At 63.3% G+C, this 14,741-nt stretch carries 1 protein-coding gene and 1 pseudogene; both read left to right on the top strand.

Features of this window, described 5'->3' with window-relative positions; translation table 11 throughout:
- Nucleotides 1–221 precede the first annotated feature (221 nt).
- Complete coding sequence (locus tag RGV59_RS23875) at nucleotides 222–1,394, top strand: substrate-binding domain-containing protein (RefSeq protein ID WP_046489233.1); 1,173 nt, start codon at nucleotides 222–224, stop codon at nucleotides 1,392–1,394.
- Nucleotides 1,395–1,622: 228 nt separating this feature from the next.
- Nucleotides 1,623–14,224: pseudogene (locus RGV59_RS23870) on the top strand (filamentous haemagglutinin family protein).
- Nucleotides 14,225–14,741: the final 517 nt, after the last annotated feature.

The raw sequence follows: 14,741 nt of genomic DNA, 5'->3' as shown, positions 1-14,741 counted from the left end.
TCCAAACCGCTCAAAACCATGACCAAAACACCCGAGAATCTTTTTAAAAATCAAGCCCTTCCTCCCGAGGTTTTTTCCCTTAGCTGTCATCGGAAGCTGCGAAATTCTCTAGCCATGGCCTCACCCCAGTCACCCCCGGAACACGGCTTGGGACCGAAGCCATGGCGTCATGCAAGAGCCATCTACCTCAAACGTACAAACACGACGAAAGGAGATTCTTCATGTTTAAGCGCACTATGATCGCGGCCTCTTTGGCAGTTGCAGCACTGGCTTCGGCCCAATCCATGGCCGCAGTGGTCGGTGGCGGGGCCACCTTGCCGGAAAAACTCTACGGCAGCACTGCCACATCGACGACGGCTACCGGCATCCTCTCTGCCAGCATTCCAGGTTTTAGCCCCTACATCGGTGTGGGCAGCGGCGACGGCAAGAAGGCGTTCTTCGGTAACGATTCGACCAAGCTGAAATTGGCCGCGGGTATTACCATTGATTATGCCGGTAGCGACTCGGTGGTGAGCGCCGCGGAACTGGCTGCTTACAACGCTGACACCGTTAAAGGCCGCGCCGCCTATGGCCCGCTGGTTCAAGTCCCGGCTGAAGCCACTTCGGTGACCGTGCCTTACCACATCGACGGTAAAACCTCGCTGCAGCTCACCAGTGCTCAGTTGGCCGATATCTTCGCCGGCAAGATCACTAACTGGAAAGACGTGCAATTCAACGGGGCTGCCGGTCCAGACCTGCAGATCAAAGTGGTCTACCGTCAGGAAACCAGCGGGACCACCGAGATTTTTACCAACCACCTCAAAGCGGTAAAACCCGCATCGGTACCGAATGTCAGCAACAGCTTCGTCACCGCCATCGGCTTTGACCCAGCCACCAGCGCTCCGGTCGGTTCAAGCTACCTCGCTGTAACCGGCAGTCAAGGTGTCGCCACTGCTATCACCAATAACAATGGTGCCATCGGTTACGTCAGCCCTGACTACGCAGCGTTCAACAGCGCCGCCGCCGTTGCCTCGGTCAATGGCTTCCTGCCGACTGAAGTGAACGTTCAAGCTTCTCTCGATACTATTGCGCCACCGGCCGTCGGTTCCACCGCCGCCGCCGACCCGTTGAACTGGGTCCCTACGTTTGCCAACCCGACTGCGGGCTACCCCATCGTCGGCTACACCAACCTGGTCTTCAGCCAGTGCTACAAAGACTCCACTGACAACATCCGCATCCAGACTTTCCTGAAACGTCACTACACCGGCGTGAATAACGCGGCTATCAGCAGCCACTCGTTCATTCCGTTGTCCACCACCTGGCAGAAAGCGGTCTACGACAACTTCGTTGCCACCACCAGCTCGCTGCGCATCGGCGACACCAACACCTGCAACGGTATCGGTCGTCCGTTGTAACACCCCGTCTCGACAGGGTTGGCCCCACAACCGGCAATGACTTCGCGTCATTGCCGGTTTTGTCGTTGTGCATCGCGACCCGCCAGTTGAACCGCGTTGTATGAACATTGTGTGACATCAGTTCGGTCGCACCCCTCGGCAACCGCCTTAAGCAATAACCACAACACGTGCCCGCGCAGTGTTCGCGCGCCCGTCGTTCGCCTGCCCCGTCAAAAGGACCTGTAAGTGATGCGTTCCCGTCTGAAGCTGCCTGCCAACCGCGCTGCCAACGTGCCTGCCACTGCCGGTCAACCGGTGTTGCGCCTTAAACCCCTGGCCCATGTGATCGCACTGCTGGTGTTTACCGGCGGTGCCCACGCGGCGCAGCCCCATGCGTTCAGTTCGGGTTGGTTTGCCGCCAAGGGCGTGACGCAGGTCGATGGCGGCGCACGCCCTGGCGCGACGTCGCCGGGAACGCCGCCGCCGTTGGCCCAGCAACAGGCGCTTGGTCAGCAGTTGCAACGCTCCTTTCAGACCCTCAACACCAGCGTCGCCGCAATTGCCGCGCAACAGGCGGCGCAGGCCGCTGCCCGCAATAACGCCAGCGCGGGGCCGGAGACGATCCATAACGGTCTGGGCGGCAACGGCTTGAATGTGGTGATCGGCGCGGATGGCAAGCCGCTGTTCGTCAACGCCGAGGGGCCGGTGCAAACCGATGCCAACGGCAAGACGCTGGTCTCGATCAAGCAAACGGCCGATAAGGCGATCCTCAATTGGGACACCTTCAACATCGGTCGCAACACCACCGTGCAGTTCCAACAGAACAGCGATTGGGCCGCGCTCAACAAGGTCAACAACAGCACGGCGCCGAGCCAGATCCAAGGGGCTCTCAAAGCTGACGGCACGGTGCTGATCCTCAACAGCAACGGCGTCGTGTTCAGCGGCAGCAGCCAGGTCAACGTGCGCAACCTGGTGGCTGCCGCCACGGGCTTCAGCGATGAGCAATTCACCGCCAAGGGGCTGTACAGTTCAAGCAACAGCGCGCCCGGATTCACCCAGGCCGCCGGCAAGGTGACGGTCGAGCGTGGCGCGCAGATCCAGACCCAGGTGCCCGCCACCTCCACTGCGGGCGGCGGTTATGTGCTGTTGCTCGGCAAAGAGGTGGAGAACGCCGGGACCATTTCCACCGCGCGAGGCCAGACCACCCTGGCGGCGGGCGACAGCTTTGTGATCAAGAAGGGCTACAGCACCGATGGCAATGTCGCGTCCACCACGCGGGGCAATGAAGTCAGCGTCACCGGCAACGGCAAGGTCAGCAACAGCGGGCTGATTCAGGCCTCTACCGGTGACATCACCCTGGCCGGCCAGCAGGTGTTGCAAAACGGCGTGTTACTTGCCAGTTCGTCGGTGGAAGCCCGGGGTACCCTGCATGTAAAGGGCACGGGCAACAACGCTAGCGTGACTCTGGGCGAGGGCAGCCTCAGCGCGATTTTGCTCGACAGCAGCAGCGCCCTCGACAGCCAGCGCGCTGGGCTGATGACGCCGTCGCTTGATCAGAACGGCAACATTGTGCCGGCCGATACCTACCGCCGTGACCAGTCCCTGGTGGAAATCACCAGCGACGGCACGGTGGATTTTCGCAGCGGTTCCGTGACCCTGGCCACTGGCGGCCAAGTCGGTATCAAGGCTGCGCAGCGCACCTTGGTGCGCGACGGCGCGGTGATCGACGTGTCCGGCGCCACCGGGGTCAAGGTGTCGATGGCGTCCAATAGCGTCAAGGTCAATATCCAAGGCAACGAGCAGCGCGATGCGGCGGTCAATCGCGACGACAAGTCCCTGAATAACAACGATGTGTGGGTGGATGTCCGCGACTTGATTTTTGTCGCGGCTGGCACCAATGGCTATGCCACCGACCGCTGGTACACCGCGGGCGGCCTGCTGGAAGTGGGCGGTTATTTGGGCACCCGTAACCACGGCATTGGCGAGTGGATGGCCCAGGGCGGTACGGTGACCTTCAGCGGTAAGGACGTAGTGACCCAACAGGGTTCGCAGATCAACTTGTCCGGCGGCACCCTCGATGTGCAGGCGGGCAAGGTCCAGCAAACCTGGCTCAAAGGGCCGGACGGGCGTTTGTATGAACTGTCCACCGCGCCGGGGGACTTGCTCTACAGCGGGATTTACAAAGGCTATGAGGACCACAGCCAGCGCTGGGGCGTGACCGAGTATTACTACAACCCGTTGATCGCCCCGCGTGAGCGTTCAGAAGGTGCCTACACCGTAGGGCGCGATGCCGGACGCCTGGTCGTCAGTACCGCCAGTGCGGTTCTGGAGGGCCAGGTTGTGGGTGACACCTATCAGGGCGAACGCCAGACCCAGGCCGCGCAAAAAGGCCTGGACGGTTATTTGCAGTCGCAAAAAGCCGTGGCCCGCGGTGCCCAATTCGTGGTCGGTAGTTACGTGCCGTATTACGTCAAGGACAGCGCCACGTTGCAGTACGCCCTGGGGGCGGATGCCAGCACCGTGAAAAACGTCGTGCTCGGGCAGCGGGCGGCGGCTATCGCCGCAGGTCTGGACTTGACCACCGCACTGCCAGCTGATCGGGTGTCCACGCTCTATCTGGACACCGATGCCTTGAACGCGACGGAGCTGGGCGCGATCAAAATCGCCAGCACCGGTTCGATTCTGGTCAACGGTGCGCTGGAGGTGGCCGCAGCCGGCGACATCACCCTGTTTGCTCCGAAAATCGAGGTCAATGCCAACCTGACCGCGCATTCCGGCAGCCTGCAACTGGGTAACGTACAAACGCAGATCACCCCCGCCGGCAAAGTCGATGTGACCCTCGGCGGGCGTGGCAGCCTGACGGTGAACAACGGCGTGTCCCTGGATGCCAGCGGCCTGTGGAGCAATCAGCGGCTGGGCACCGGCGATGGCAGCCGTTTGCCCTATCTCAACGGCGGCAGCGTGGCGTTGCGCAGTAGCGGTGATATGACCCTGGCGGCAGGTAGCCAGGTCGACGTGTCATCCGGCGCAGCCCTGGATGCCAAGGGCCAGCTCACTGGCGGCAAGGGTGGTGACCTGACGCTCGCGGCCAACGCCAATAGTGGCGACAGCCGAGGCAGCCTGGCCCTCGACGGTGAGTTGCTCGGGTATGGGGTCAATGGCGGCGGGCGCCTGAGTGTGCAGGCCGGCCAGGTGCTGATCAGCGATTCGGCGGTTGCCCCAGGTACCGGGACGTTGCAGCTCGGCAGTGGGTTCTTCAATAAGGGCTTTGGCGCCTATGACATTACGGGCAATGAAGGTCTGGTGGTCGCCGATGGCACCCAGCTTGCAGTGACAACCCCGGTGTACCGCCTCAATGACAACGCACAAAGCGTGGCGAGCGGTGCAGCGCCACGCACTGCGCTGGAGATCTGGACCCCGCCGCAGTATCAGGAAAACCCCACCAAGGGCCTGTTGACCCCCCGCAAAGGCGCGAGCATGAGCTTGCAAGCCGGTACGTTGTTGTCGACAGCGGCGCAGATGGCGTCGGCGCAACTGCGCATCGGCCAGGGCGCGCGGATTGAGGTTGATCCGGGTCAAGCGATCAGTCTACGCAGCATTGGCCAGTTGACCGTGGATGGCAGCCTGAATGCCTGGGGTGGCAGCATCACGCTGGGCGCTGTCAGCGTGCAACCCAACGTGGCCGATGGCGTTGAAAACCAGGGCCATGGCCGTTCGATCTGGATCGGTGAACACGCAGTACTGGACGTGGCCGGGCGGGCGTTCACCGCAGTGGACAGTCTCGGCCGGCGCTACGGTACGGTCGGCCAGGGCGGCACTATCGTGATTGGCGGGGTGATCGACCCGGCCACCGGGATCGCCTCCGCCGCCAACTTGTTTGTGGTGGTGCGCGAAGGCGCGCGCCTTGACGCTTCCGGCAGCCAGGCGGTGCTGGACCTGGACGGTGCCGGCCCGAGCGTGATCGCCAGCCGTGGCGGCAACATCTCCCTGGCATCCAACACCGGCGTGTACCTCGACGGTACGCTCAAGGCCGGCAGCGGTGGTGCCGGTGCGGCGGGTGGTTCCCTGAGCCTGGCCTTGGAAACGCCGCTGTACGCCGAATCGGCCGCGGCTCGCGTGCGGCAAGCCCGTGAATTGATTGTCAGTGCCGCCGATCCGGGCGTGCCGTTGCCCGCCGGCAGCACCCCCGAATCGGCCGCGGGCAGCCTGGTCTACGGTCATGGCCGGCTCACGGTCAGCCAGGTCGACGCCGGCGGCTTCGATAACCTGTCGCTGTTGAGCAATGGTCTGATCAGCTTCGACGGTGATGTGTCCCTGCGTCTGGGGCAGAGCCTGAGCCTGTATTCCGGGGCCATGGCGTTGACGGATGGCGCGCCCCGACAGTCCCAGGTGCTCCTGGCGGCGCCTTATGTACGCCTGGCCGGGGTTGGCAACAACAGCCAGGGCAGCGACGGCGCCGTTCGTCCGACGGTCCAGGGTGGCGTTTCCACGCAGGGTACAGCCGGGCTCTTGAGGGTTGAAGCGGCAAACGTGCTGGATGTGCGTGATAGCCTCAACTTCGGTGCCCATGCCGAGCGCTCCAAGGCGTTGGCCAACGGCATTGACCGACGCGCCTTCGATCAGGCCCAGTTGGTCAGCCTGGGGGATATGCGCTTTCTGGCCCGCAGCGCGAACAATACTAAAACCGCCTTGACCACCCAGGCCGACTTGAGCCTGACGGCGGCGCAGATTTACCCGGCTACGGGGGCCGTTGCCGAGGTCACGGCCGGCTACACGGGGCCCAACAGCGACTTTGACCCGACACGCACCTTGCGCATCGGCCGGGTCGGCAGTGAGGCCCCGGCGCAACCTTATTCAGTGTTTGGCAGCTTACTGCTGAGCGCCTCGACCATCGAACAAGGCGGCGTGTTACGGGCGCCCATGGGCGTGCTGACCCTGGGCATGGATGGCGGCATCGTCCGTTCCACCAAAGTGATCAACCTGTTGCCTGGCAGCCTGACCTCCGTCAGCGCCGGTGGCCTGGTGCTGCCGTATGGCGGGACAGTCGACGGTGTGACCTGGCAGTACAACGGCAAACAGGTGGAGTTGCTGGGTGTCGGCGGCACCTATAACACGGGCAGTCTGGCCGTTGGTATGCAATTGGTCGGGCGCTCGCTGAATGTGCAGCAGGGCGCGGTGCTGGACCTTGCCGGTGGCGGTGAGTTGCTCGGCGCGGCGTTTGTCTCCGGGCGCGGCGGCTCCACCGATGCGCGCTACAACCCGTTGGTGCAAATCGGTGCGGACGGGCGCTTTACCTTGCCGGGGCTGGCCACCAACCCGATCTATGCGATTGTTCCCGGCGCCCAGCCGGGAGTCGCGCCCAGCGGTGGCGAGCCGGGTGCGACCCAGCCGCTGGTGGGGCAACAAATCAGTATCGGTGCCGGGGTTCCAGGCTTGCCGGCGGGGACCTACACCTTGCTGCCGTCTAGTTACGCCTTGTTGCCGGGGGCGTTTCGGGTCGAGATCAACGGCTTGGCAACGGCGTTTGCCGCAGGTTCGATGCCGAACGCTTCGGCCATGAATAACGGTTCCTGGTCAACCGAGGGCTTCCTGTCGATTGCCCACACCGGCATTCGCGACAGTCTGTCGAGCCAGGTGATCGTTACGCCGGCGGCGGTATTGCGCCGGTATTCCCAGTACAACGAAACCCGTTACGCAGACTTCGTGCGCGCTGACGCCGCGCGCCTGGGCGTCCCGCGTGCGGCCCTTGAAGCCGACGCCAAAACCCTGAAGTTGCAACTGATCGCCGGTCAAAAAGACGTGGGGTTCACCTTTGATGGCGAGGGGCGTTTTAAACCCGCGGAGGGTGGATTCGGTGCCACTGTAGCGGTGCAGGGCAACGCCATCGAGGTGATTTCTGACACTGCCCAAGCCAGTACCACACCGTCGACGGTGGCGGTACGCGCCAGCGATTTGAATGCCTTGGGGGCCGCCCGTTTGGTGGTGGGCGGCTTGACGACGGTGATGTACGGCCAGGGTGGTAATTTCGTCGGATTCGACACAGGATCCAGCGCGAACTCGGTGGTTGTGCGTCAAGGTGCGAGCTTGGCGGCGCCGGAAGTGTTCTTGATGACGGGTACGTCCTCGGGCGCCATTGAGATCGAACAAGGTGCGTCGATCAACACCCTGGGGCTCGGCAAGGCTACCTATGACTCGGATGATGGTTTTATCTATCGACCAGGCGCTCATAGTGTCCTGGCAGTGTCCAACGGGCGCTTGCAGATGCTGGCCCCAACCGCTGGCGACAATAATAGAGGACCAGGCAGCATCCTGATCGGCCAGTGCAATCCAGGGGCTTGCAGCGGTGAAACGTCACTGTATTCCGAGGGCTCGATTGCCTTTGCCACCACCAACCGCTTTGCCTTGGGTGACGGTGTGCGCTACGGCACCCGTCATCTGGCGCTGGCGGTGGGTGGGATCAACGTCGGCAGCCCGGAGGCGTTGGCCGAGGCAGCCGCGCGCGGCGTGTTGCCGTCGGGCTTGACCCTCAATCAGCAAGTGATGGATCGCCTGTTGCGCGGCGATACCTCACGCGGCGCACCGGCCCTGAAAAGCCTGGCACTGACAGCTGGGCAATCCTTGAACTTCTATGGCAGCGCAACCCTGAGCACCCTCGACAGCTCGGGTAAGTCACTGCTGGATGAACTGTTACTGACGACTCCGGCGATCTATGGCTATGGCAACGCGGCGGATGTGGCGTTGATCCAGACCGGCACCTTGGTGTGGGGAGGCGATACCAGTGCGCCGCCGGCCGTGATCAACCAAGGCGCGGGCACTGGCAGCGGCACCCTGGAGCTGCAGGCTCGGCGCATCGAATTCGGCTATGGCCGCAACGCCCAGCCCGATGGCCTGACCGAGAATGGCCGCATGACCCTGGGCTTTGCCAATGTCCACCTCAACGCCGACGAACGCATTACGGCCAACCACAAAGGCAGCCTGGCGGTGCATCAGTCCCAGGGCGCTTATGAAGCGGGCAAGGGCTTTGCCTACAGTGGCGGCAACTTGACCATCACCGCGCCGTTGTTGACCGGTGAAGCCGGTTCGATCAACCGGATCACCGCCGGTGGCGCAGTGACCGTAGTGGCCCCGGCCAACGGTGCGGCCCCGGCGGATGCGACGGCCATCGACGCGTTGGGCGCCGAGTTATTGCTGTCCGGGCGCAGCGTGGCGGTCGATACGGCGGTGGTGTTGCCCAGCGGCAAGCTGACTCTCAGCGCCGATGAAGCGCTGACCCTGGGCGCTTCTTCGCGTCTGGACCTCAGTGGTCGCACCGTGCGGAACAACGACGTGAGCAAATACAGCTGGGGCGGTGACGTCAGCCTGGAAAGCCGCCACGGCAACATTTATCAGGCGGCAGGTGCGCTCGTCGACCTGTCCGCCCGATACAACCAAGGTGGCCTGCTCAAAGCCGTGGCGGTGGACGCCGGAGCAGGGCAGGTCGACTTGCAAGGGCAGATCCGCGCCGGTAGCAGCGGCTATTACGATGCCGGTGGCACCCTGGTACCGTACCAGGCGGGCGGGGTGGACATTCGTGCGCAGCAGATGGGGGATTTCGCCGCGTTGAACCAACGCTTGAACCAGGGGCAGGTGTGGGGTTCGCGCAGCTTCCAGCTCAAGCAGGGCAACCTGGTTATCGGCGATGAACTCAAGGCCAATCAGGTCAACGTCTCGGTGGATAACGGCAGTTTGACGGTGGTGGGCACTATCGACGCCAGTGGTGAGCGGGTCGGCAGTATCCGCCTGGCCGGCAAGCAGGGTCTGACCCTCGCCGGCAGTGCGGTGCTGGATGCCCACGGTACGGCGTTGCGGGTCGACAGCTACGGCAAAATCATCGATGCGCCGAACCGGGCGATGGTTGAACTCAACAGCGGTGACGGTCAATTGACCTTGGCCGATGGCGCGCGTATCGACGTGCGCCACGGCACGGCTGCGGTCCTGGGCCGTGGCCCGGGGCAATACGACGGCCTGGCCCGTGGCACCCTGGAACTGAATGCCCCCCGGCTGAATGCCAATGATGTGGCCATCGATGCGCGCGGGCGCGTCGATATCCTTGGCGCTCGCTCCATCGCGCTGAACGCTGTCGCCCGTTACACCGATGCGCCGCCCGGCGTTGAGCCGTCGGTCAGTGGCCGGCCGTATCAGATGATCGATCAGGATTACCTGAATAAAAAACACGCGCTCAGTGAAACCTTTATCAACAATGCCTTGAACAACCTCGGGTTGACGCAAGGCAAGCTGGCGGGCTTGAACAACAGCCGCTACGCCGACGCCTTCCACCTGCGCCCAGGCGTGGAAATCGTCGCCGAAGGCGATCTGGTGGTCAGTGGCGACTTGGACCTGTCGGGCATGCGCTATGCCAGCCTCAACCGCAATACGCCTTCGGGCGAGGTCGGCAGCCTGGTGGTGCGTGCCGGTGGCAATCTGGACGTCTACGGCAGCATTAACGACGGTTTTGCCCCGCCGCCGCCCACCCCGGACGACAACGGCTGGGTGCTGACCCCCGGCCTGCAAGGGTTCGGCAGCGATGTGATCGTGCCCGGCCCTGGTGTGGTGCTGGCAGAGGGCAGTGCATTCCCCACTGGCAAGACCCTCAACTACTCGTTACCGATCCAGGCCACCACGCTGGCGCAAGGCACTGTGCTGCCGACGCAGGGCATCCTCGATGCGCCACTGACCCTGCCGGCCAATACCGTGTTGAGCGCGGCGGTGCGCGACAGCGCCGGCAACCTGCTGTATGCCGCCGGCACGTTGTTGCAACAACCTGTGGTGCTCGCTGCCGATACACGACTGGACGCCGGCACCGTATTGGCGGGCGCTGCCGCCCTGCGCGCGATGACCTGGCCGGCCGGCGTGCCGTTACCCAGCCGAGGGGTGCTGATCGGCAGTGCGACCGACGGTGTTTTGCTGGCTGTGAACCTGGCTCTCAAGGTTGGCGCGCTGATTCCTTATGGCACGGACGTCAAACTGCCGAACGGCGCGATATCGGTGCCGTTGCGCACCGTGACCGGCGCCACGGCACGCCAGAACTGGGCTGTGGCGCCGATGTTGGCCGAAGGCTCGCAGTCGTGGTCGTTGCGTCTGGTGTCCGGTGCTGATACCCAGGCGGCCGACACGCGTTCTATCCAGCCGGCCTTTGCCGGCGACCTGACCCTGGCGGACACGCACTACGGCATTTACGAGACTCACAGTAAAACCATCATCCCGGGGCAACCGGCCCGGCCAGGCGGCGCCTGGTACTGGAGTGACTTTGCCGCCGAGCTGTTCGGCGTCACGGCGGGTACTCCGGTGCCGGAGTCCGAGTGGGCTTCTTGCCCGGACTTGTGCGTGCGCGTCAACTATGTGTGGAGCGACTTAGCCGAGTTGTTTGGCTTTACTCCCGGGGCGCCGGTGTCACCCGAAAACGAAAGCACGTGCGACGCAGATCTGTGCGTTTCCTTGGGCGAACCCACTCCAGCAATCCCTGAGCAGGTGATCGTCGGTCCGGTCAAACTGGTTTCACCCGTGAGTCAGCATTTCAGTGTGCTGCGCACCGGCACCGGTGATCTGGATCTGATCGCTGCGGGCAACGTCTCAATGCAATCGCCCTACGGCGTGTACACCGCAGGGGCGTCCAGCGCGTCTCGCGCAGGTGGTGCCGCCGCCGACTTCAACCAGGCTCGCGTCACCGCTGCGGATGTGACGGTGCTGGGCAGCGCGGCCAAGGCGTATGAAGCCTTGGTCGATGAAAGCAGCGCCAGCCCTTACGCCGCCTGGTACCCCGACGGCGGCGGCAACGTGTTGCTGCGCACCGGCGGTAGCCTGACGGGCGCTGTCTGGACGCCGATGCAAGATAGGCCAATGGACAATGACGGTCGCAGCCAACTCAACAGTGCGAACCTGGGCAACTGGTTGTGGCGCCAAGGCACAGGCAGCACGGCGGGTGTCACCCCGATACCGACCAGTTGGTGGATCAACTTTGGCACTTATATAAAGGGCAAAAGCGGCACTGCCAACCGGTATTTTGACGACGCTGCACAGATAGACCAGCTGCCACGCCTGGTGGGGTTCACCGGTGTCGGCACGCTGGGCGGCGGCAATCTGACCCTGGACCTGGGCAGCGATGGTGGCATGCAGACGCGCCGTGGCTCCGTGGATGGCTTGAGAGCACCGCGCAGTGAAGGCCTGGTGTTGGCAGTGGGGAGTACCGGGCGGGTGGTGGACGGTCAATTGCTGTTGACGGGGGGCGGCGACCTGGATGTACGCATGGGAGGCGATTTGAACCCTGGGCTGGACGCTCGTGCGACCCGCAGTAATACCGCCAGCTTGCAATCAGTCGACTATAAGGCACAAACACTCAGCCTCAATGGCGTGCTGACCAACCTGCGTGGCGCCTTGAACCTGCAGGCAGGCAGCCTGGGGGCATTGCCTTGAACTATGGCAGTATGCGTAACGATCAGGATGTCAAGGAAAGCCGAGCCTACTCGCCGTACACCGCAAGCCTGGGCACGGCCACGGGCGGGATCACCTTGATGCTGGGCGACGCCACGGCCACCCTGTCGACGCGAGGTGACCTGGTGTTGGCGGGGACCGGCGACCCTGGACGCGTCTTTACCGAAAATACCCAAGCGTTCAGTTACAACGGTAGCGCTTATGGCAATGGCACCACATGGTTCTCATTATGGACCGAGCGTACCGCCATCGACTTGTTCTCCGCAGGTGGCAGTTTGACGCCTAGCGTGCAGAGCATGTCGCTGAGCGCCAATGGCCAGCTGAATCCTCTGCCCGAGCAAAACTACTCCAGTTCGGACGGGCGTTTCATCTTCCCCTCCAAGCTCGGCGTGGTAGCAGCCAATGGCAGTATTTATCTCGGCGCATCCGCGCTGGGTGCTGGCCCGCTGCCTAACAATCCTGCTTATTCGCTGTTATTGGCGCCGTCGAGCAAAGGACGATTGGCCATGTTGGCCGGGGACTCAATTTACGCCAGCGGTTATGCGGTCAACCAGTCGGGTGACAGCCAGGGTGCTATACCGACACCGTTCGCGCCAGCCTTTGTCGGCAGGAATGGGTTCAGCCTGGTCGTCAACAACCTGGGCAGTGACGCGATACAGGACGACCTTTCCTTGTTCGCCTTCCGCAGCGCGACTGATCTTGCGCGTCCGGCTTCCCAGGCAGAGCCGGCCAGGTTTTATGCCCAGCAGGGCGACATCGTGGGGCTGCGCAGCGGTGAGATCCTGACGTTCGGCAGCCCGCGTCAAGGCCAGGTCCGCTATGAGTCCGCAGGCCCGGTCTGGATGCGGGCGGGGCGCGACATTGTCAGTTCAGGTACCGATATGGGCTCGTCGACGGTGCTTCCTAAACTGTTGGGTTACAACGGCGATTACTTGGGTGAAAGCCGCGGCAACCTGTTCGTTCACAGCCGCCCTGAGGACGTGTCAGTGGTTTCCGCCGGGCGCGACATTCTCTACAGCAGCTTCAACGTCGCCGGCCCCGGCACCCTGGAAGTCAGTGCCGGGCGCAACCTGTTGATGGCCGACAAAGCATCCATCACCAGCCTGGGACCGGTGGCGGCGGGCGACTCCCGTCCGGGGGCATCCATCGTGCTGGAAGCCGGGGTCGGGCTCAACGGCCTGGATTACCTGAAGTTCGTCACGCCCTACCTGGACCGCGCCAATCAGGCGGTCGAGGGGGTCGCGCTGGCTGCGCAAGCCGGCAAGGTGGCGAAAACCTACGAGGCCGAACTGTTGCAATGGCTCAACGAGCGCTACGCCTTCAGCGGCGATGCCGAGCAGGCGCGGGCGTACTTTGCAGGCTTGGGCCCCGAGCAGCAACGCATCTTCGCCCGTTCGGTGTACTTCGCCGAAGTGCGCGAAGGTGGTCGCGAATACAACCTGGCCGCTGGCCCGCGTTCCGGTAGCTTTGTCCGCAGCCGCGCGGCCATCAACGCACTGTTGCCGAGCAAGGACGTGGCGGGCAACCCGATCGTGTACAACGGCGACATCACCCTGTACGGCGGTGCCGGGGTGCATACCCTGTTTGGCGGCAATATCCAGATGCTCAGCCCTGGCGGGCAGCAGGTGTTCGGGATTGAAGGCAACGTGCCGCCGGCCAGTGCCGGGGTCCTCACGCAGGGTGCCGGGGATATTCAATTGTATTCCCGGGGCAGCATCCTGCTAGGCCAGAGCCGGATCATGACCACCTTTGGCGGGGCGATTCTCGCCTGGTCCAACGAAGGCGACATCAACGCCGGCCGTGGCTCGAAAACCACCGTGCTGTACACACCGCCCAAGCGGCTCTATGACACCTGGGGCAACGTGACCTTGTCACCCAATGTGCCAAGCGCCGGTGCCGGTATTGCCACACTGGCACCGATCGCCGAAGTGCCGGCCGGTGACATCGACCTGTTGGCTCCGGCCGGCACCATCGACGCGGGCGAGGCGGGCATTCGGGTCTCGGGCAACGTCAACATCGCCGCCTTGCATGTGGTCAACGCGGCGAACATCCAGACCCAGGGCAAGTCGTCCGGGGTGCCGGTGACGGCCACCGTCAACACCGGCGCCATGACCTCGGCCAGCGCCGCGGGGGCGGCGGCGTCCCAGGCGGCGGAAGACGCGGCGCGCAGCCAGCAGGCGGCGGCCAAGCAGGGCAGGGCGTCGATCGTGACGGTGGAGGTGTTGAGCTTTGGCTCCGAGCCGGTGCAGCGCGAACCGCAGGAACAGCCGAAGACCTCGGGGTACAACCCCAACAGCCCGGTGCAGGTACTGGGCGCCGGGCCGCTGAGCGAACAGGCGCGTGCGCGGTTGACGGATGAGGAGCGCAAGCAGATCACGTTGTAGGTGGAAGGACCTCTCGATGTACGTTTGGGGCAATCAGTGATTGCCCCGTTTTTTTTGCTGTTGGCGCGGCGGCCTAATAGTCGGCTGGTGTTTCATGGCTAACTCGGCTGGAAGGGTGGGAGGGGGCTTGCCCCCGATGGCAGTGTGTCAGTCACTACATGCATGACTGATCCACTGCCATCGGGGGCAAGCCCCTCCCACATTTTGATCTCCATAGATCAGATATCTCCATGGATCAGATAGACCTCATTCTGCTTTTGCTCTGGCTTTGGATTTTGATCTTAGGCGCCCCGTAAAACCACGCTGGCCGGAGTGAGGGCACACCGAGCACTAGCGAGGTGCCGAGTGGTGGGGCAAGAGCCCTTTAGTTGCTTTGGGGCTTTTCCAAAGTGACCCGCTGTAAGAGCGGAACCGCCAGCCGCCACACCCAAAGAACCGGACATGTAGCCGATCACCCCCTCCCCAAAAAATGCCCCCCACTCAATCCAAAATGAAGCTTTCGTGACAAAAGTTCGGT

It is taken from the genome of Pseudomonas sp. FG1, assembly GCF_034313875.1.
GTDB classification, from domain to species: Bacteria; Pseudomonadota; Gammaproteobacteria; order Pseudomonadales; family Pseudomonadaceae; genus Aquipseudomonas; species Aquipseudomonas veronii.
This window is presented reverse-complemented; position numbering and strand designations above follow the sequence as displayed.